This window comes from Pseudomonas sp. CCNWLW23 (assembly GCF_037095675.1).
In the GTDB taxonomy this organism is placed as follows: Bacteria; Pseudomonadota; Gammaproteobacteria; order Pseudomonadales; family Pseudomonadaceae; genus Aquipseudomonas; species Aquipseudomonas atacamensis.
On record NZ_JBAWKM010000002.1, the window covers coordinates 345,498 to 363,000 of the forward strand.

Genomic DNA, 17,503 nt, shown 5'->3' on the forward strand with positions numbered 1-17,503 from the left:
TCTTCAACGGGAGCGCAGCATCACGGCAGCGCGAACCCGCTGGACGCCAAACACCGTCATGCGCAGAAATTCCTGGTGACTGACCGGCAAGTGCTGGCAGTCCAGGCCGCGCTTGAGTTTGCTGTGGTCGACATCAGGATCGTGCAAGTAAACGAAGTCCTCGTCGCACCCGGTGATGATGACCCAATGCGGCGCTTTCAAGCGGGTGAATCGGTAGCTGCTGATCAGCACCAGCGGTTTGTATCCGGCCGCCAACGCAGCGCCGATCTGCAGATAATCACCCAGCACCTGCTCGACTTGCGTGGCCGCCAGGTCTTGGGCAAAGCCGTCCTCGACCAGTTTCATGATCGCCTTCTTCTCCGTGCTGCGTACGCCGTGAAGAAAAAGCGAGCCCGCGTGACTGACCTCAAGGCGCACATCGAAACCGCGCCGCCAGGCCGCCAATGCCAGACCCTGAGGACTACAGCCACCGTGCCCCGCCGTCATGAAAATGGTGGTTGCCTCGCGCCACAGCTGGATTTCCTCCGCTCGGGTCATGGCGCGGCTCGAATCGATGGCAGACATGGCCATCAGCAAGCACGCGGCGCCGCAGGTGAACTCGGTGGTTTGCTGGTAGTAAGGCACTTGGCGCGCGGGCGCTGGTGTTTCGCGCAGGATGCGTTTCTCGTAGCGCAACGCCTCGCAGTGGTCCTCGTAGTAGTCCTCGACGCTGGCAAAGCGCTGATAGCCGTTGGCTTCGTAGAGGCGGATGGCAGCGCTGTTGTCAGCGCGCACCTCCAGACGCAGCCATGCGCAGTTGCGCACCAATGCACAGGCCTGGGCCTGTTCCAGCAGACGCTGGCCAAGCTCATGTCCGCGCCACGCTGGGCTGACGGCAACCGAATACAGGCGTCCAAGTGAGGTGCCACGGTGAAAAAGCACCAGTGCGTAACCGCAAAGGATTGCGCCTGAGGTAACGACAATCAACGCGGCATTGGCTCGACTGAGCATCCAGCTGAAGTTGCGCTGATTCAACCGGTCGAGGGTAAAACACACCCGCTCCAATTCGACCAGATCGTCGATATCGTCAGTGGATGCAAAGCGAAAATCAAAAGACATGACCGCACCGTAAAATTTGAGTAACGAACCGGGACAGACCGAAAGGCCCGTGATTTATTGAAGCGGCGTCTTCTTCAACAGGGATTCATTACTCATGTCAGCGGTGCAAGCCAACGTGAACGAAGTATTAGACAAAACCGAGCATTCGACAATCTCCCTCAGCGAGGAACCTCCCAGTCCCAAACCCTCGGGAAGTCGATTGCTCATACTGGTCGAACGCAAGGATGACTGGGCTGATTACCTGCCCAGCGAGAGCCTGATGCTGGCTCAGGATTACCTTGAACACAGCGATGATTTTCCTCATCGCACCCAGGTCATCAACCTCTGCCGCAATTACAAATACCTCGGTCAGGGCTATTACTGCTCATTGCTCGCCGAGGCGCGTGGGCACAAGGTTTTCCCCTCGGTACGCACCGTCAGCGAGCTGGCGCGCAAAGCGCTTTACGGGGTCGGGCTGAATGATCTGCAACGCACCCTGGAGCGGGCGCTGGCGAACCACCCGTACGGCGAAACCGAGGCTTTCACGCTGTCGTTGTACTTCGGCAAGGCCTCGATCGAGCCGCTGCAAGAGATCGGCCGTCAGCTGTTCGAGGCGTTCCCCTGCCCTATCCTGCTGGTGGAATTCCGCCGTGGTGAGAGCTGGCAGATCGCAGGCATCAAAGCCGGAGCGCTGCACAAGCTTCGCGACGAACAGCAGCATGTCTTCGCTGACGCACTGGATGCCTTCAATCGCAGAACGTGGCGTCAGCCCGCCTCCAAACGCGTGGCCCGCTACGACCTGGCCATCCTGCACGATCCTGACGAAGCCCTGCCGCCCTCTAACCCCGAGGCATTGCAGCGCTTCATCGCGGCAGGCGAACAGCTGGGTATCGATGTCGAGCTGATCGAGAAAAAAGACTACGCGCGTCTTGCTGAATTCGACGCGCTGTTCATCCGCGAAACCACGCGAGTGGACGATCACACCTATCGGTTTGCCAAGAAGGCTGAAAGCGAAGGCCTTGTGGTGATTGACGATCCGTCGTCGATCCTGCGCTGCACCAACAAGGTCTATCTGGCCGACCTGCTCAAGCGTCGCGGGCTGGGCATGCCGGCAACGGAAATCCTCTACAAGGATCGTCCGCAGGAACTCGAAAACGCAGGGCGTCGCCTCGGTTTCCCCTTGGTGCTGAAAATCCCCGATGGCTGCTTTTCACGGGGTGTGATCAAGGTCGCCGATGCACAAGCGCTGGCCACAGCCGCACAGGAGTTATTCGAACACTCGGTGCTGCTGCTCGCGCAGGAGTATTGCTACACCGAGTACGACTGGCGCGTCGGCGTGCTCAATGGCGAGGCGCTTTATGCCTGTAGATACTTCATGTCCAAGGGGCATTGGCAGATTTACAACCACAAGGCGCTGCCCGGCGAGATCAACGGAATGTGCGAGGCGGTGCCCGTCGAACAAGCCCCGCCCGCAGTCGTGCAGCTCGCCGTACAGACGGCGCGGCTGATCGGCGACGGCCTCTACGGCGTCGACCTCAAGCAGGCGGGCGATCGGGTGCTGGTCATCGAAGTGAACGACAACCCCAACCTCGATGCGGGTATCGAAGACGCGGTACTGGGCGACGAACTTTATCGGCGCGTGCTGCAAGCGTTCACGCAAAGGCTCGAGCTCAAACACCGTGGCCAAGCGTGGTGAGCAATGATTGAAGGCTATTGCATTGATTGCGGCGCCCTGCACAGGACATCTGGAGAACAGGCGACTGTCTGGCTGTGTGTCGCCCCAGACGCAGCCGAGCAACTGGATCTGCACAGACGCCTGGGCATTGGCCCACAAGCGATAGAGTCGTCGCTGGACCCTGACGAAGTGGCCCGCATCGAGGTCAAGCCTGATCACCTGTTTATGATCTGGAAGCGCCCGGAAAGCTTCGACGGGCGCGCATTCAACGTTTCGTCCTTCGGAGTGGTGCTGAGCGAAAAACGCTTGGTGGTCATTTGTGCGAGCAACTCGCTGCTTTCGGGGCTGGAGCACGATGCGCAAATGACCGGGCCGCTGGACGTGCTGATGGCGTTACTCGCTGAAAGCGTTCATCACTATCTCGGGCATTTGCGCGTGGTCAAACAGATCGCGCGGGAGATTCAACAGCAGTTCACCCGGGCGATGGACAATCAGCAATTGGCGCAGATGTACAACCTGAGCGAAAGCCTCGTGTACTACGTCAATGCGATTCAAAGTAACGGAGCGGTGCTGACGCTGCTGCGCAACCACGGCCAGCGTCAGGGCTTCAGCGACGGTCAGCTGGCTGCGCTGAACGATCTGATCGTGGAAAACGAACAAAGCTTCCAGCAGGCCAGAATTCACGCCAAGGTGTTCGCCAACCTCATCGAATCCCACGGCAACCTTGCCAACAACAGCATGAACCGGGCGCTGCGCAAGCTGACGCTGATCAACGTCGTATTCCTTCCCTTGAACCTGATCGCCGGCATCGGTGGCATGTCGGAGTTCAGCATGATGACGTCCGGCGTTCCGTGGTGGATGTCCTTTCCCGTGCTGATCGCCTGCATGGGCCTCGTGGGCGCGGGGATGGTGCTGGTATTGCGGCGCATGGCCTGAATCCAGAGCACATTCTGCTAACGCCTGCGCCGCATTCGAAGGTCAATTGGTCCGGCTGACCACCCGGATATGTGTAATCCCTACCCGCTCGGCCTGCTCGAGAATCTGTTCTGGCGTCGAATCCGCCGTGGGCATGACCAGGCTGTTTTCGGCATCGCCCAGATGCAATTCGAGCAGATGCATCGCCGCGTCGTGCTCGGCCAGTTGCGCTTCCTTGAGCTCGAGCAGATAAGTACGAGGCTCGCCATTGAAACGGTATTCGATGTGATAGGTGTACATGATGTCGTCCGCGTCGGTGGGAAAAGGCAGTGTTTATCCTGACGCGACGGTCAGCTTTTAGTTCAACCTGACTGCCATTTTGCGTTTGCAAACAAACTTTTTGCGCAGCGAAGCGTCCTCTTCTTAACTCTCCATGACAGCTGATCACAGCTAAGGACTGGCAATGACCTTTTTCATCTTCCTTCTCGCCTGTGCGGCGGCGGCAACCACTGGCGTGATGTTCAAACCTGGTCCGTGGTACGAATCGCTGACCAAACCCTCTTTCACCCCGCCCAACTGGGCCTTTCCCGTAGCGTGGACGATCATCTACCTGCTGCTGGCCTGGGCCGGTTATCGCTTGAGCCTGATCCCCGGCAGCCAAACGGTGCTGGCCTTGTGGGCCGCGCAAATCGCCCTGAACACGCTGTGGACACCGGTGTTCTTCGGCGCGCATCAGGTGCTGGCGGCGCTGGTGATTCTGGCGGTGCTGTGGGTGGTGGTCGCGGTGATGGTCGTGCTCGCCCTGCAACTGGACGTGGTCACCGGGCTGATTCTGTTCCCGTATCTGGCGTGGCTATGCGTCGCGGCGGCGCTGAACTGCTCGATCCTGATGAAGAATCGCCTGTGAGCGACTTCCCATGGCCGCAAGGCGAGCGCGAACTGGCGCAGGTTCGCGCGTTCAACAAAAAGCTCGCCTGGCTGCCGCGTTTCAAGATCCGCAATCGCCTCACCCCACGGCTGATTCAGGCGTTGCTGCGGGCGGGTCAGCTCGGCGGCGACGGCAAGCTGCGCCAGCATGGGCTGAGCGCCGAACGGAAGATCATCGACACGGTGCCGGTACGCATCATTCGACCCAAGGGCAAAACCAGAGGCATGGTGCTGGATTTCCATGGTGGCGGCTGGGTGATCGGCAATGCGCAGATGAACGACAACTTCAACATCGCCATCGTCAACGCCTGCGACGTGGCGGTGGTGTCGGTTGATTATCGGCTGGCCGTGTCGACGCCAATCGAGGGCTTGCTGGACGACTGTCTGCGCGCCACTCGCGGCATCTTGAACGATGGCGAATTTGCCGGACTGCCCGTGGTTGTCGTCGGTGAATCGGCCGGCGGGCATTTGGCGGCGGCCACCCTGCTCGCGCTCAAGTCTTCGCCGCAACTGCTGCAACGGATCTGCGGCGCGCTGCTGTATTACGGCGTCTACGACCTGACCGGCACGCCCAGCGTGCGCACCGCATCCGCCGATACTCTGGTGCTCGACGGCCCCGGCATGGTCGAAGCGTTGCGCCTGCTCACGCCGGACATCAGCGACGAACAACGACGCCAGCCACCGCTGTCGCCGCTGTACGGCGATTTCAGCGGGCTGCCGCCAGCGTTGCTGTTTGCCGGCGACCTCGATCCGCTGCTGGATGACACCCGGCTCATCGCCGAGCGCTGGCAACACGCGGCGCCGGTGGAGATGTACGTGCTGCCGGAATGTCCGCATGGCTTCATCCACTTCCCGACCGCCACTGCTGACCATGTGCTCGCTTACAGCCGCAAGTGGATTTCGGCACGAGTGGCAAGCTACTCAGAGAAATCCGCCGAAATCAGCCCGGCGCTTTCGTAGCTGCCGATCAACTCATCAAACAACGCAATATCCCCTCGGCTGCGCGCAATCAACTGCGCGCCGGCCACCGCCGCGTAAATCGCCCGCGCCCGCGCCTTGCAGCTGTCTTCGTCGGCAGCTCCTGCAGCGATCAACGCCTGGGTCAGCCACTCGATGTTGACCTCTGCGAATTTCTTCACCTGGTCCTTCACCGGGTCTGGCAGATCCTGGTATTCGGCAGCCATGAAGCTGACGAGGCACAGCCGATTACCGTTCTCCAGCGAAGTGCGGAATATCGACGGGTACAGCTTCAGGGATTGTTGCGGCTCGGGATTGGCCTCGCGAATGCTGTCCAGCGCCTTGGCCGCGTCTTGCCAGTAACGCTCGGCGACTGCCGCGCCGAGGTCGGCCTTGCTGGGAAAGTGGTAGTAGATGCTGGCGTTCTTGATACCCACCACTGCACCGATGCTACGGAAGTTGATGCCGTTGTAGCCGTGGGTCTGCGCCGCTGTTTTGGCGGCGTCCAGAATCGCTTCGCGTGCGTTCACGCTCATGTCTGTGTCCTCGCTGACTATCGGTCAATGGGGCGGAGTGTACCCGCGAAAGATTTACCTGCCAATTGGCAGGTAGGGAATTGACAGGAATAAATTCTGGTCGCAGTCTTTGCCTACCAACTGACAGGCAGGGCAACTGAAATGACCGCTAACTCGACTCAAAACGACGCTCACTCCATTTCCGCATTGAAAATCTACGACTGGTACAACGGCCCCTACCCGGCCCGCGTGCGCATCGCCCTGGCGGAAAAATCGCTATTGGCCCGCACCGAATTCGTCTCGGTAAATCTGTGGAAAGGCGAACACAAGAACCCCGAGTTCTTGCGCTTGAACTACTCCGGAACGCTGCCAGTGCTGGAACTGGAAGACGGCACGCTGCTCGCCGAATGCACGGCCATCACGCAATACCTGGACGTTCTCGATGGCAACCCTGTCCTCACCGGCCGCACACCGGTTGAGCAAGGACGGATCCACATGCTGACCAAGCGTGCCGAGATTGAATTTCTCGATGCCGTCAGCGTGTATTTCCACCATGCAACCCCGGGACTTGGCCCGGAAGTGGAGCTGTACCAGAACGCCGAATGGGGCATGCGCATGCGGGACAAAGCTGTGCGCGGCATGCGCTATTTCGACGACTTGCTGCGTGATCAGCCGTTCGTGGCCGGCACCAGTTTTTCCATGGCGGACATCGCCGTGTTGGGCGGGATGATCTTCTCGGCGCTGGTTGAGCTGGAAGTCCCGGAAGACTGCACGGCACTGCGCGAATGGCACGCGCGCATGCAGCAACGTCCGAGTGTGCAGCATTGGCGCGCGATGGTAGAGCGCGGCGAACCGTAAAAAACCAGACCAGCAAAAAAAGGCGCCTTGATCGGCGCCTTTTTCGTTGTCAGCTCACCTTGATCACAACCTTGCCAAACGCCCCCTTCGCCAGATGCTCATAGGCCTCGCGCGCCTGTTCGAAGGGATACACATGGTCGATCACCGGCCGAATGTCGTGCTCGGCGAGGAACACATTCATCCGGTCGAACGATGAACGCGGTGCCACCGCGATGCCGCGAATGGTGGTCTGGCGGAAGATCAGCGGCATCAGGTTCAGCTCGACAGTCTGCCCTGTCAGAAAGCCGATCTGCGCTATCCGCCCCGAGGCCTTGGTCGCTGCTACCGACTGATTGATGCCATTGCCTCCCGCCACATCAAGGAGCAGATCCACACCCTTGCCCTCGGTGAGTTTCAGCACCTCGTCCGCCCAGTTCGGCGTGCTGCGGTAGTTGATACCGGCGACCGCGCCCAGACGTTTTACCGCGTGCAGGTTTTCATCGCTGCTTGAGGTAGCGATGACTTTGGCGCCCAGCGCGGTGGCGATCTGCACGGCGAAAATCGATACGCCGCCGGTGCCCTGCACCAACACAGTCTGGCCCGGTTGAATAGCGCCGAAATCCACCAGCGCATACCACGCGGTGAGTGCGGCGATTGGCAGCGTCGCCGCCTCTTCATCGCTCATGTTGGCCGGCGCGCCGACGGCGCTGTCCTCGTGAATGATCATGTACTCGGCGAGGCCACCGGGCAGCGGCGAACCGAAGCAATAATCTGGCTCGTTCGGCCCCGGCTCGCCGTCAAGCCAGCGCGAGTACAGATGCGAATTGACCCGGTCGCCGACCTTGAAGCGTGTCACGCCGTCGCCGATCGCAACCACCGTGCCGACGGCATCGCTGACCGGAATCAACGGTTTTGGCACCATGTGCGGCTCATAGATGCCGTCAACGATCGCCTTGTCGCGAAAATTCAGCGACACCGCGCCGACCTTGACCAGCAGCTCGCCGGGCTTGGGTTGCGGCGTTTCCGTCTCCCCGAGTTGCAGATTGTCGAGCCCGAAATCTTTCAGTAACCATGCTTTCATGGTGAGTCTCCAAATGCGTTATTGGCCGCAAACCCTCAGCAGGTTTGCCTTGGGGCCATGATTGGCTTGTACACCAGCGCAATAAATGCTTGGAAACAGACAGGATTGTTCTATTCTCAGGCAACAAATCCAGATACTGAAGCTCAGCGGAAAAGTCATGGAATTACTGCAATCGATGCGCCTGTTCGCCCGGCTGGCGGAGCTGGGCAGTTTCACCAAAGCCGCCGAGTCGCTGGATATCGGCCGGCCGCAGGTCACTCGCTATATTCAGGAACTGGAAACATCGCTGGGCGTGCGCCTGTTCCAGCGCACTACGAGGAAAGTCGCACTCACCGCCGAGGGTGAACTTTTCTATCAGCGGGTACAGGAAATCCTCGCCGAGATCACCGCCGCCACCACGATGTTCGATCGCACCGGAGCCACGCTGTCCGGCCGCCTGCGCATCGATATCCCCACTGCGTTCGCGCAACTGGAATTCATCAAGAGCCTGCGCGAATTCACCGCCACCTACCCCGGCATCGATATGGTGCTGGGCGTCACCGATCGTGCGGTTGATCTGGTCGGCGAAGGCATCGACTGTGCGCTGCGCATCGGCGAGCTGCCCGACTCAACCCTGATCGCCCGCCCTATCGCCTTGGCGACCATGGTCACCTGCGCCGCGCCCGAATACCTGCGCGAGCACGGCACGCCGGAAACGCTTGGAGATCTGGCGAACCATCAAGGTGTGAACTTTCTCTCGGGCCAGAACAACCGCACCTTGCCCTGGCAGTTTTCAGTTGAGGGCAAACAGAAAAGCTACGTCAGCCGCAAAGGCATTACCGTCACCGAGTCGAACGCTTACGTGCAGTGTGGCGTGTCGGGCTTCGGCATTATCCAGGCGCCGGGCATCGCGGTCGCCGAGCATTTGGCTAGCGGTGCTCTGGTGGAAATTCTGCAACCGCTGCGCCCGCTGCCTCGGCCGGTATCGCTGCTGTACCCGAGCCGCACGCATTTGCCGGCGCAGGTTCAGGTGTTTATCGAATGGCTGCAGGTGCGGTTTGTGCAGTTGTATGCGGGGTGGGTAGAAGGTTGAATCTGGCTTTATCGCGCAGTTTCTGCAGCGTGCGCACCTAGGATTTGACGCTGATCCCGCGAGCAGCAAAGACTTCACGCGCAGCCGTTATACCGTTCAAGGCGCTGGGAAATCCTGCGTATACGGTCATTTGCAAGATCACATCGACCACCGCCTCCGGTGTGCACCCGACGTTCAGGGCGCCGCCGATATGCACTTTCAGTTGTGGCTGGGCGTTGCCCAGTGCGGTCAATGCCGCAACGGTTGCCAGCTCACGAGTGCAGTGATCGAGCCCGGGGCGGGCGAAGACATCGCCGTAGGCAAAACTCAGAATCCAGTCCGCAAGCTCTGGAGCAGTATCCTTCAATGAATCAACCACTGCCTGACCAGGTCCGCCAGTAATCTGCGTCAGAGCGGCTTCTCCGCGCGCTCGACGATCAGTCATCTCCACGGGCGCTGCGACACTGGTCACGCTGGCGCCGATCAATGTGGCGGACAGCAAACGATTGAAACCGGGAAGTTTACGGATCATGGTGATGCTCCTTTTGCTCGAGTTGGTGATAGATCTGAATCTTGTTATCCAGAACCTCCAGGGACTGGCTCAACTGGCTGATCTGCGCTTGCACGTCCCGGCGATGCTGCTCGAGAAGTTCGCGGCGTTCTGCCAGGGTCGAGTCGCCTGATCGACGCAATTCGGCATACCGCAGCATTTGCTGGATCGGCATTCCGGTCGCCTTCAGCCGGAGCAGAAATTCGGCCCACAGCACATCCTTCTCGGCGTACACCCGGTGGCCATTGCCACCGCGCCCAACCGGATCGAACAGCCCGATGCGCTCGTAATAGCGGATCGTGTGAGCGCTCAGATCAAGGCGTTTGGCCAACTTTGAAATTGTCAGTTCTGGATTCATGTCATCACCGTAAAGGTTTGAGTGCGCTCTAAGTCAATGGCTATTTTCCATCGTGCAGAATCAGGCAAATCGCCAACAGTATCCGCCTAACGCCGACACCGCCCTGCCCCCTAATCTGAACCCATGCAGAACACACCACTGCAACGGGTTAACCAGAGACTGATCTGAACGACCCGGACCTCAATCGAAATTTGACCGGAGTCACCGCCATGAAAACTGTAAGCCAACTGATCGCCGTCGCCACCTTCGCCCTCAGCGCCAGCGCATTCGCCGTACCGAGTAATCAGGAAGATCGTTTCTTCACCCAGGTCAACGAACCACAGCAGACTGTTGCTGCCGATGGCTCGGAACGTACGCCGCAGGGCCAGGCTCTGGCTGAAAACGGCCGCAACCGCCTCGAGGAACAAGGCTTGGTTGAAGACGGTTATGACAAGACCCCACAAGGCCAGGCCATCGCTGCCGACGGCTCAGACCGCACCCCACTGGGTGAGGCGCTCGCCGCTGATGGCTCGGACCGTACACCGGGTCGTCGCGCAGCATAAGTGCGTGTTGCCGAGACAGGAAAAGTCCTGCAGGTTTGAAACCTTCAGGACTTTTCCGCTTTTTGAGGCAACATCCGGGAAACCCTATTGATAGGAACAGGCAATACTTCGATCCGATTCGGCATCGTCCGCCAGCGTTATCCGCCCTAGCATGGCCTCTCCAATTGCCTCCTGGAGTACAAATCCATGAAGACTCTTTTCATCACCGGTGTCAGCAGCGGCTTCGGCCAGGCGCTGGCCAAGGAAGCGCTCGCTCAAGGTCACAGGATTATCGGCACTGTGCGCAGTGAATTCGCTCTGGCAGCCTTCGAAGCGCTGTCGCCCGAGCGCGCGCATGGGGTGCTGCTGGAGGTTACCGATTTCGATGCCATCAATGGGGTGGTTGCGGCAGTGGAGGATCGTCACGGCCCGGTGGACGTGCTGGTCAACAACGCCGGTTATGGCCATGAGGGGATTTTCGAAGAGTCATCGCTGGAGGAACTGCGCCGCCAGTTCGACGTCAACGTGTTCGGCGCGGTGGCGGTGACCAAGGCTTTCGTCCCGTATTTCCGCCGGCGCCGCGCGGGGCATATCCTCAATATCACTTCGATGGGCGGCCATATCACCATGCCCGGGATCGCGTACTACTGCGGCAGCAAGTTCGCTCTGGAGGGGATTTCTGACACCTTGAGCAAGGAGCTTGCGCCCTTCAATATTTTTGTCACCGCTGTGGCGCCGGGATCGTTTCGCACCGACTGGGCAGGCCGCTCGATGCAGCGCACGCCTCGTAGTATCAGTGATTACGACGCAAGCTTCGATCCGGTGCGCAAGGCCCGGAAGGAGAAAAGCGGCCATCAGTTGGGCGATCCGCAGAAAGCTGCACGGGTCATGCTGACGATCATCGACAGTCCAAACCCGCCGGCTCACCTGCTATTGGGCAGTGATGCGCTGGCGCTGGTGCGTGACAAATTGCAGCGCACGGCGGAGAGTATTGAGCAATGGGCAGCGCTTAGCCGCTCGACGGATGGCTGAAGGATCAAAAGCACCCTCACCCCAGCCCTCTCCCGGAGGGAGAGGGAGCCGATCGCGGGTGGATTCAACTCCTGAGCCTGCCTCGAAGATTTCCGCAGGGCTTATTACTCTAGAACAGCGCGGTCAGCATTCGGCGCGATATTTCAGGTCGGCAGATCCCGATCAAACACCACGGTCAGTCCCCTCTCCCTCTGGGAGAGGGCTAGGGTGAGGGCTCTGTCTGACACCCCGCCAATCAGCCAGACAGGTTCAAACCCGCCTTTTCACAAGGAAACCCACAGCCCATGCCGAAACCGAAAGACCCGCTCACAACGCGCATGGTCCAGCTAATGAGCCAGCTCGCCCCGCTGGAAGGTTACAACCTGAGCCCGCTGGACGATGTGCGTTTCCTGCGTTCCAATCGACCGCTGACCCGCACGCCGGTGTTGTACGAGCCGGGCATCGTCATCCTTTGTCAGGGGCGTAAACGCGGTTATCTCGGCGATGAAATCTACGTCTACGACGCTCAGCATTATCTGGTGGTGTCGGTGCCGGTACCCTTCACCATGGAAACCGACGCCAGCGAAGCCGAGCCAATGCTCGCGGTGTACGTGCGCCTGGATTTCGCTTTGGCTGGCGAGCTGATCCAGCAAGTGGACGAGCGGTGGGATTTCACCACAGCGCACCCGATGGGCATGTACGCCTCGCCGCTCGACGAACCGCTACGCCGGTCAACCCTGCGTTTTCTTGAAGTGATGAGCGACGATGCCGACGCGCAAATCCTCGGTCCGGCGATGCTGCGCGAGCTCTACTACCGCATCCTCACCGGCGAACAAGGCGGCACCCTGCGTGCCGCCATCGCCCAGCAAGGTCAGTTCGGCAAAGTGACCCGCGCCATCCACAAGATCCACAGCTGTTATCACCAGCATCTCGACGTAGAAACCCTGGCCGAGGAAGCGCAGATGAGCGTGCCGAATTTTCATCTGCACTTTCGCAAGGTCACCGACTCCTCGCCGATGCAGTATCTGAAGTCGACGCGGCTGCACCAGGCGCGATTGCTGATGCTGCGTAACGACCTGACCGCGGCAAAAACTGCATTTCTGGTCGGCTACGAAAGCGCCTCGCAATTCAGCCGCGACTTCAAACGCCTCTTCGGCCGCACACCGCTAGCGGAAGTTGCGTGGATGAAACAGGCCTATGCGCTGCCGGCACCGACGACTGCTTCGCCGTTTGTGTCGTCGCACTGACTTCACCCGCGTCTTGAACAAACAGAAATCCACATTGAAGGGAAGAAAGTGAATCTGAGAGCTGAGATCGAAAACGCATTTGGACCCCAGGCATTCGCCCGCCCGCTTTTCTATTCCTGGCCCGGAGGATTGCGTTTCGAACTCTCCGAAACGGGCGGAATGATCGAGCAATTCCTGACCGCTATGCGCAAATCCATAACCATCTGCGGCGACGTTTTCCAAGGGGACGAATCGTTTGTCGCATGCCTGCGCATTCATTCCGGTCGCAATCGATTCGCCCATCGCAGTACTCTTCGCGCCCTTAAATCTGCTGGCATCGATACTCCATCAGCGCTGTGCATCTGGAGCGAAGAAATAGATAACGAGGAATGGTTCAGTGAGGAAGAGCCGGAATATTGGGTCAACGTCGCCTTCGAAGCGTCTGTGGCGAGCATTCAAGCATTACTCTGGTGCGCATTGGCCAAGGACTTCGGTGCTATCCAACCGCGTGCGAACTGTGCTGTCTACCTGTTCAATCTGCCCAAGCGAGTCATGGTCTTTCCCTATGACGACCGAGGCATGGACGTGGTTGGAGCCAACACCGAACTACTTTTGCAGCTTTATCAACGACATCATGCCTGGTTGCTCGACCATGACCGCGCAGCGATGGAAGCCACATTCGGCAGGCTGAAACGTTAGGTGAACGCTATCGTTTCAACTTCTTCGCCATGATGATCGTGCGCTCCGTCTGATGAAACTCATCTCTGATTTTCTTGAAGCCGAGCGAAGCATAGAAGCCTTCTGCGGTGACTGAGGAAGGAACGCGCAGCAGATTGAAACCTGTGTCCATGGCGAGTGATTGAATGCTCTTCATCAGCTGTCTTCCGACACCCATTCCTTGAAAGTCCGGGTCGACAAAAACGCTTCGAACAACGTCTCGATCGAGACTTGCCGTTGCGACGATTTGACTGTCGAGCGTAGCGACCAGCACCTGACGCTCAGTCAAAAAACGAAGGATCTTCGAGGGCGAAAAACTTTCAATCACTCGATCGATGATTTCGGGAGGATAGTCCCGAGCATTGCTCTCACGGAGCGTCTTGATGATCGTTTCACTGATAGCCGATGCATCCGCATCTCTCGCGATGTGAATTTGAATATCCACCCAGTAGCTCCTTGCTTGTCCGCTCCGTGTACAGCACTTATCGCAGCAAATTCCCCATCCGCATAGTGCTTGCCCCCTTCTGTGTTTCCCCGCCCAATCAAACAGGTCAGCCACCTGCATCAGGATGGGATCATGCACACCACGGCCATTCCCGAAGGTTTCACACCATTCACCCGCAGCAGTCCGTTGCTGGATCTGCTCGGCCCGATCTACGCCAGAGGCCACGGCCTGCAATTGGAACTGGGCTTGCTGACCGACTCCCGCCACGCCAATGGTCGCGGCACTTTGCATGGTGGTGTATTGGCGACTTTGGCCGATGTCGGGATGGGCTACGCCATGGCCTTTTCCAGCGATCCGCCGCAGCCGTTGATTACGGCGAGCATGACCCTGGATTATCTCGGGGCGGTGCAAATCAACGAGTGGCTCGAAGTGCGTCTTGAACACTCCAAAAAGGGCCGCCAACTGGCGTTTGCTGGCGTCAGTCTGCACGTAGGTGAGCGAACGGTCGCGCGCGCCAGTGCCGTGTTCGCGGTGCCGCTGAGCTGAAGCGCGAAACCTCAGTCTGACGCTTCAGAATCATCCCGCGCTGGAACAGGAATTTGCCATGAGGGTTTCTTGCCGACCTGGCTATCGAACGTGCGTCGCGCTTGGCGGAAACCCTCGACGTTTTCCACCACCCAAGTCCAGATCGGCGACATCCGCACCAGCAAGCCCATGCCCAATGGCGTCAGCTCGTACTCGACGTGCGGCGGCACCTGGTCGAGCTCGCGCCGGGTCAGCAGGCCGTCGCGTTCCAGCGCACGCAGGGTTTTGGTCAACATGCGCTGAGTCACGCCGGTCATCTGCCGTTTGATCTCAGCGTGACGCATCGTGCCGTACACCCCCAAGGCATGCAGGATGCCCAAAGACCAGCGACTGCCGGCGTGCGCGAGCACTTCGCGGCGCACGCCATCATCGTCTCGTCTGAGCGTCTGGCAGATTGCTTCTGCCTCACTGAGCGCTTGCTGATCAGTCATTTCTTCACTTGGTATCACGCGTGTGCCTTCTTCTGAGTGCTGCCCGATCGTGCCAGCATTTGCCGATCTTACATGCAGATCTCAGGAGACATCATGACCGAATTGAGCCACCCTTCCCCGCAATCCATTCTTGTCCTGGGCGCAGGCGAACTCGGCCTGCCGGTTTTGCGCAACCTTGCGCGAGTGGCAAAGCGCTCGCCCGGCAGCACGATCAGCGTCCTGCTCAGGGCCTCGACGATCGACAGTCAGTTGCCGGCAAAGAAAGCCGAAATCGATGAACTGCGCAGTCTCGGCGTGCAGATGGTAGCGGCAGATCTGGTCAACGATTCGATCGACCAACTGGCCGAAGTCTTCGCATCTTTCGATACCGTCATCGGCTGCGCCGGCATGGTCGCTGGTCGTGAGACGCCGATGAAGCTGGCGACCGCTGCGCTCAAGTCGGGCATCAAACGCTACTTTCCCTGGCAGTTTGGCGTGGACTTCGAAGTGATCGGCCGGGGCAGTCCGCAGGATCTGTTCGATGCTCAGCTCGACGTGCGCGAACTGCTGCGCGCGCAGGACAAAACCGAATGGGTGATCATCTCGACCGGCATGTTTACCAGTTTCCTCTTCGAGCCGGTGTTTGAAGTCGTTGATTTCGACAACGACACCGTTAACGCCCTGGGCAGCCTGGACACCAGCGTGACGCTGACGACCCCGGACGACATCGGCAAACTGACTGCAGAAATCGTTTTCTTCGAACCGCCTTTTCGCAACGAGATCGTGTATCTGTCGGGCGACACGCTGACCTATGATCAGGTCGCGGGCCTTCTCGAACGCGTGCTCGGACGGCCCTTCAAGCGTAACGTCTGGACAGTGCCGCACCTGATGCAGGAACTGGAAAAAGACCCCACTCACCACATCAAAAAATACCGCGCGGTGTTTGCCCAAGGTCGAGGTGTGGCGTGGCCGAAAGCGGGCACGTTCAATGAGCAGCGGGCGATACAGGTCACGACGGCCGAGCAGTGGGCGCGGGAAAATCTTGCGAACGAGTGAAAGCAGATTTTGCGCAGCGGGGCGTTGTGGGCGCTTTATACTCCCGCAAGCACCAGCTCCGCTGCCCGCTCACCAATAACGACACACGGCGCCATCGTGTTGCCAACGGTGATGCGCGGCATGATCGAAGCATCTGCAACGCGCAGCCCGTCGATCCCGTACACGCGTAATTGGTGGTCAACCACCGACAGCGCATCGCGGCCCATTTTTGCCGTACACGACAGGTGCCAGTAGGTCATCGCCGAGTTGCGGATGAACTGTTCCATAGCGCGGTGTTCTCTCGGCCCGGGCACCACTTCGCGCTTGATCAGCCCATTGAAGGCCTGGCTGTTGCCGAGTGCCCGGCACAGTTCGATCGACGCATATGCCGCTGCCATGTCCCCGGGTTCACTCAGCGAGTTCGGCTCGATAATCGGCGCATCTACTGGCCCTGCACCCGACAACCGCAAGCGTCCGCGACTGGCTGGTCTGGCCAGCCCGGCGAACATGGTCCAGCCATGCTCCGGCGGCTCGATGGCGACCTCAGGCGGAGACGGTACCGCGAATGCCAGCTGACACTGCAACAGATCCGGGGCTTCCAGGCGACTGTCGCTTTTCCAGTACAAGGTGGTTTCGCACCCGCTGCCAGCGACCGCTTGGGGTTGTTGGTATTCCCACGTGCAGCCGAAAGCCAGATGATCCTGCAAATTCTCGCCGACACCGGGTAAATGAACGACCGGTGCGATGCCGTGTTTTCGCAGTTCATCCGCCGGGCCGATGCCCGACTGCATGAGCACTTTCGGTGATTGCACCGCGCCCATGGACAGGATGACTTCAGCTGCGGCATGAAAGCGCCGCCGCTCGCCGGCGATCAACACTTCGACACCGACGGCCCGGGTGCCGACCAGCAACACGCGGGTCACCAACGCCCCGGTCAGCACCGTCAGGTTCGGACAGTGCAAGCGTGGCCGGATGTAGGCGTCGTAAACCGACTCGCGCTTGCCCTGTTTGATGCGCAAGTCGGTGACAGCGATCCCTCCTGCCCCTTCCATCATCTCGCCATTGGGGCTGTCGAATCGTGGGATGCCCAGATCGCCGGCCGCCTCCAGCGTTGCCAACGCAAGGGGTTGAGGTGTGGCCGGCTGCTCGACATGTACCGGCCCACCTGAACCACGCCGGGTGGCGTCCGGGCTGCCTTGCCAGTTTTCGATCCTGCGGTAGTAATCGAGCACCGATGCGTAGCCCCAGGCCGGGTCGCCAGATTCGGCAGCGAAATGCTCCCAATCGGCGCGATGGCCGCGCGACCAGACCATCACGTTGATGCTCGAACCACCGCCGAGCCCCTTGCCCATGCTCAACGGTAGCCGTCGACCGTTCAAGCGTGGATCGGCTTGGCCCGCGAATGCCCAGTCGCGCGCGGAGCCGAGGTTCAGCGGCCATTGCGCCGGTTCTGTCACCTCGGGGCCCGAATAGTCTTCGCCGGCCTCAATCAGCAGAACTCGTGCGCCTGACTCATCGGCAAGCCGCGCAGCGACCACGCAGCCCGACGTGCCGGCACCACAGACAATGAAGTCATAGTCGTGATCGCTCCGAAGATTCATACGCCCGCT

General features: G+C 59.6%; 21 protein-coding genes. 12 read left to right on the plus strand and 9 right to left on the minus strand.

Annotation, left to right across the window (positions count from 1 at the left end):
- Nucleotides 1-3: 3 nt before the first annotated feature.
- Nucleotides 4-1,098, minus strand: coding sequence for a GNAT family N-acetyltransferase/peptidase C39 family protein (locus V8J63_RS04695; protein WP_336463669.1), 1,095 nt, complete (start codon nt 1,096-1,098; stop codon nt 4-6).
- A gap of 94 nt (nt 1,099-1,192) precedes the next feature.
- On the opposite strand from V8J63_RS04695, the gene V8J63_RS04700 reads away from it, so the two are divergent.
- Both V8J63_RS04700 and V8J63_RS04705 read left to right on the plus strand, forming a co-directional pair.
- Nucleotides 1,193-2,773: a RimK family protein gene (locus tag V8J63_RS04700; protein WP_264364989.1), complete on the plus strand. Its 1,581-nt coding sequence runs from the start codon at nt 1,193-1,195 to the stop codon at nt 2,771-2,773.
- A 3-nt stretch (nt 2,774-2,776) separates the two neighbouring features.
- Nucleotides 2,777-3,688, plus strand: coding sequence for a magnesium transporter CorA family protein (locus V8J63_RS04705; RefSeq protein ID WP_130927602.1), 912 nt, complete (start codon nt 2,777-2,779; stop codon nt 3,686-3,688).
- Nucleotides 3,689-3,730: 42 nt separating this feature from the next.
- Here V8J63_RS04705 and V8J63_RS04710 read toward each other — a convergent pair whose 3' ends face one another.
- Nucleotides 3,731-3,967: a hypothetical protein gene (locus V8J63_RS04710; RefSeq protein WP_016774354.1), complete on the minus strand. Its 237-nt coding sequence runs from the start codon at nt 3,965-3,967 to the stop codon at nt 3,731-3,733.
- Between the two features lie 163 nt (nt 3,968-4,130).
- Between V8J63_RS04710 and tspO the strand changes: the two genes are divergently transcribed.
- Nucleotides 4,131-4,574 carry a tryptophan-rich sensory protein TspO gene (gene tspO, locus V8J63_RS04715; RefSeq protein ID WP_041480509.1) on the plus strand — a complete coding sequence of 148 codons (444 nt, stop codon included), beginning with the start codon at nt 4,131-4,133 and terminating at the stop codon, nt 4,572-4,574.
- The gene (locus V8J63_RS04720) at nt 4,571-5,554 is read left to right on the plus strand and encodes an alpha/beta hydrolase (RefSeq protein ID WP_336463670.1); all 984 of its coding nucleotides are present in this window, start codon (nt 4,571-4,573) and stop codon (nt 5,552-5,554) included. The genes tspO and V8J63_RS04720 overlap by 4 nt, the downstream gene beginning before the upstream one ends.
- Here the strand turns inward: V8J63_RS04720 and V8J63_RS04725 are convergent.
- Nucleotides 5,512-6,087: a TetR/AcrR family transcriptional regulator gene (locus V8J63_RS04725; protein WP_336463671.1), complete on the minus strand. Its 576-nt coding sequence runs from the start codon at nt 6,085-6,087 to the stop codon at nt 5,512-5,514. The genes V8J63_RS04720 and V8J63_RS04725 overlap by 43 nt on opposite strands.
- A 141-nt stretch (nt 6,088-6,228) precedes the next feature.
- On the opposite strand from V8J63_RS04725, the gene V8J63_RS04730 reads away from it, so the two are divergent.
- Nucleotides 6,229-6,924, plus strand: a complete 696-nt coding sequence (locus V8J63_RS04730) for a glutathione S-transferase (protein ID WP_336463672.1) — start codon at nt 6,229-6,231, stop codon at nt 6,922-6,924.
- A 49-nt stretch (nt 6,925-6,973) separates the two neighbouring features.
- Here V8J63_RS04730 and V8J63_RS04735 read toward each other — a convergent pair whose 3' ends face one another.
- Nucleotides 6,974-7,984 (minus strand): zinc-dependent alcohol dehydrogenase family protein, encoded by a 1,011-nt coding sequence (locus tag V8J63_RS04735; RefSeq protein ID WP_130927603.1) that lies wholly within the window; start codon nt 7,982-7,984, stop codon nt 6,974-6,976.
- 157 nt (nt 7,985-8,141) lie between these two features.
- Here V8J63_RS04735 and V8J63_RS04740 point away from each other — a divergent pair, with 157 nt between their 5' ends.
- On the plus strand, nt 8,142-9,056 hold the full coding sequence (locus tag V8J63_RS04740) for a LysR family transcriptional regulator (protein ID WP_336463673.1): 915 nt from the start codon (nt 8,142-8,144) through the stop codon (nt 9,054-9,056).
- A gap of 37 nt (nt 9,057-9,093) precedes the next feature.
- On the opposite strand, the gene V8J63_RS04745 is transcribed toward V8J63_RS04740, so the two are convergent.
- A complete protein-coding gene (locus V8J63_RS04745) occupies nt 9,094-9,486 on the minus strand; it encodes a carboxymuconolactone decarboxylase family protein (protein WP_016774346.1) in 393 nt (130 codons plus the stop codon).
- Between the two features lie 70 nt (nt 9,487-9,556).
- Complete coding sequence (locus tag V8J63_RS04750; protein WP_016774345.1) at nt 9,557-9,943, minus strand: MerR family transcriptional regulator; 387 nt, start codon at nt 9,941-9,943, stop codon at nt 9,557-9,559.
- Between the two features lie 209 nt (nt 9,944-10,152).
- Between V8J63_RS04750 and V8J63_RS04755 the strand changes: the two genes are divergently transcribed.
- The 4 genes from V8J63_RS04755 (at nt 10,153) to V8J63_RS04770 (ending at nt 13,400) form a co-directional block, all read left to right on the plus strand.
- Nucleotides 10,153-10,485 carry a hypothetical protein gene (locus tag V8J63_RS04755; protein ID WP_122610114.1) on the plus strand — a complete coding sequence of 111 codons (333 nt, stop codon included), beginning with the start codon at nt 10,153-10,155 and terminating at the stop codon, nt 10,483-10,485.
- 186 nt (nt 10,486-10,671) lie between these two features.
- Nucleotides 10,672-11,496, plus strand: a complete 825-nt coding sequence (locus V8J63_RS04760; RefSeq protein ID WP_197890403.1) for an oxidoreductase — start codon at nt 10,672-10,674, stop codon at nt 11,494-11,496.
- A 284-nt stretch (nt 11,497-11,780) separates the two neighbouring features.
- A complete protein-coding gene (locus V8J63_RS04765) occupies nt 11,781-12,722 on the plus strand; it encodes an AraC family transcriptional regulator (protein ID WP_024012610.1) in 942 nt (313 codons plus the stop codon).
- Nucleotides 12,723-12,770: 48 nt separating this feature from the next.
- The gene (locus V8J63_RS04770; protein WP_038861559.1) at nt 12,771-13,400 is read left to right on the plus strand and encodes a DUF3885 domain-containing protein; all 630 of its coding nucleotides are present in this window, start codon (nt 12,771-12,773) and stop codon (nt 13,398-13,400) included.
- Nucleotides 13,401-13,407: 7 nt separating this feature from the next.
- Here V8J63_RS04770 and V8J63_RS04775 read toward each other — a convergent pair whose 3' ends face one another.
- Entirely contained in the window at nt 13,408-13,863 is a 456-nt protein-coding gene (locus tag V8J63_RS04775; protein ID WP_024012608.1) for a GNAT family N-acetyltransferase, read from the minus strand.
- Nucleotides 13,864-13,995: 132 nt separating this feature from the next.
- On the opposite strand from V8J63_RS04775, the gene V8J63_RS04780 reads away from it, so the two are divergent.
- Nucleotides 13,996-14,409 (plus strand): PaaI family thioesterase, encoded by a 414-nt coding sequence (locus tag V8J63_RS04780; RefSeq protein ID WP_130927610.1) that lies wholly within the window; start codon nt 13,996-13,998, stop codon nt 14,407-14,409.
- 11 nt (nt 14,410-14,420) lie between these two features.
- Here the strand turns inward: V8J63_RS04780 and V8J63_RS04785 are convergent, their stop codons facing one another.
- Nucleotides 14,421-14,879, minus strand: a complete 459-nt coding sequence (locus tag V8J63_RS04785; RefSeq protein ID WP_016774338.1) for a winged helix-turn-helix transcriptional regulator — start codon at nt 14,877-14,879, stop codon at nt 14,421-14,423.
- Between the two features lie 93 nt (nt 14,880-14,972).
- On the opposite strand from V8J63_RS04785, the gene V8J63_RS04790 reads away from it, so the two are divergent.
- Nucleotides 14,973-15,914, plus strand: coding sequence for an aromatic alcohol reductase (locus tag V8J63_RS04790; RefSeq protein WP_197890401.1), 942 nt, complete (start codon nt 14,973-14,975; stop codon nt 15,912-15,914).
- A gap of 35 nt (nt 15,915-15,949) precedes the next feature.
- Here V8J63_RS04790 and V8J63_RS04795 read toward each other — a convergent pair whose 3' ends face one another.
- Nucleotides 15,950-17,494 carry a GMC family oxidoreductase gene (locus V8J63_RS04795; protein WP_336463674.1) on the minus strand — a complete coding sequence of 515 codons (1,545 nt, stop codon included), beginning with the start codon at nt 17,492-17,494 and terminating at the stop codon, nt 15,950-15,952.
- Between the last annotated feature and the right edge of the window lie 9 nt (nt 17,495-17,503).

Excerpts from the sequence above, each read along its gene's own strand:
- V8J63_RS04750 (WP_016774345.1), bottom strand. The coding sequence starts at position 9,943 with ATGAATCCAGAACTGACAATTTCAAAGTTGGCCAAACGCCTTGATCTG.
- V8J63_RS04740 (WP_336463673.1), top strand. The coding sequence starts at position 8,142 with ATGGAATTACTGCAATCGATGCGCCTGTTCGCCCGGCTGGCGGAGCTG.
- V8J63_RS04795 (WP_336463674.1), bottom strand. The coding sequence starts at position 17,494 with ATGAATCTTCGGAGCGATCACGACTATGACTTCATTGTCTGTGGTGCC.
- V8J63_RS04765 (WP_024012610.1), top strand. The coding sequence starts at position 11,781 with ATGCCGAAACCGAAAGACCCGCTCACAACGCGCATGGTCCAGCTAATG.
- tspO (WP_041480509.1), top strand. The coding sequence starts at position 4,131 with ATGACCTTTTTCATCTTCCTTCTCGCCTGTGCGGCGGCGGCAACCACT.
- V8J63_RS04780 (WP_130927610.1), top strand. The coding sequence starts at position 13,996 with ATGCACACCACGGCCATTCCCGAAGGTTTCACACCATTCACCCGCAGC.
- V8J63_RS04705 (WP_130927602.1), top strand. The coding sequence starts at position 2,777 with ATGATTGAAGGCTATTGCATTGATTGCGGCGCCCTGCACAGGACATCT.
- V8J63_RS04730 (WP_336463672.1), top strand. The coding sequence starts at position 6,229 with ATGACCGCTAACTCGACTCAAAACGACGCTCACTCCATTTCCGCATTG.
- V8J63_RS04755 (WP_122610114.1), top strand. The coding sequence starts at position 10,153 with ATGAAAACTGTAAGCCAACTGATCGCCGTCGCCACCTTCGCCCTCAGC.
- V8J63_RS04790 (WP_197890401.1), top strand. The coding sequence starts at position 14,973 with ATGACCGAATTGAGCCACCCTTCCCCGCAATCCATTCTTGTCCTGGGC.
- V8J63_RS04710 (WP_016774354.1), bottom strand. The coding sequence starts at position 3,967 with ATGTACACCTATCACATCGAATACCGTTTCAATGGCGAGCCTCGTACT.
- V8J63_RS04700 (WP_264364989.1), top strand. The coding sequence starts at position 1,193 with ATGTCAGCGGTGCAAGCCAACGTGAACGAAGTATTAGACAAAACCGAG.
- V8J63_RS04760 (WP_197890403.1), top strand. The coding sequence starts at position 10,672 with ATGAAGACTCTTTTCATCACCGGTGTCAGCAGCGGCTTCGGCCAGGCG.
- V8J63_RS04695 (WP_336463669.1), bottom strand. The coding sequence starts at position 1,098 with ATGTCTTTTGATTTTCGCTTTGCATCCACTGACGATATCGACGATCTG.
- V8J63_RS04725 (WP_336463671.1), bottom strand. The coding sequence starts at position 6,087 with ATGAGCGTGAACGCACGCGAAGCGATTCTGGACGCCGCCAAAACAGCG.
- V8J63_RS04735 (WP_130927603.1), bottom strand. The coding sequence starts at position 7,984 with ATGAAAGCATGGTTACTGAAAGATTTCGGGCTCGACAATCTGCAACTC.
- V8J63_RS04785 (WP_016774338.1), bottom strand. The coding sequence starts at position 14,879 with ATGACTGATCAGCAAGCGCTCAGTGAGGCAGAAGCAATCTGCCAGACG.